This window comes from Salmonella sp. SAL4457 (assembly GCF_046548235.1).
In the GTDB taxonomy this organism is placed as follows: Bacteria; Pseudomonadota; Gammaproteobacteria; order Enterobacterales; family Enterobacteriaceae; genus Salmonella; species Salmonella enterica.
The window spans coordinates 1-235 of sequence record NZ_JBGDZO010001340.1 but is presented as its reverse complement, the minus strand read 5'-3'; the positions used below and the strand labels follow the sequence as shown (position 1 = coordinate 235).

The following is a 235-nucleotide window of genomic DNA, read 5'->3' as shown; positions in this document are numbered from 1 at the left end:
AAGGAACTCTCCCCGGGCCTGGAACTGACCGTCGACTACGGTTTCCTTTGGTTCATCGCCCAGCCGATCTTCTGGCTGCTGCAACATATCCACAGCCTGATCGGCAACTGGGGCTGGTCGATCATCGCCCTGACCGTCCTGATCAAGCTGGCCTTCTTCCCGTTGTCCGCCGCCAGCTACCGTTCGATGGCGCGCATGCGCGCGGTGTCGCCGAAGATGCAGGCGATCAAGGAAC

The 235-nt window shown here is 61.3% G+C and carries 1 protein-coding gene; it reads left to right on the top strand.

Annotation, left to right across the window (positions count from 1 at the left end; translation table 11 throughout):
- A partial coding sequence (locus ACLJNW_RS28545) for a YidC/Oxa1 family insertase periplasmic-domain containing protein (protein WP_410962048.1) occupies nt 1–235 on the top strand: 235 nt, incomplete at both ends.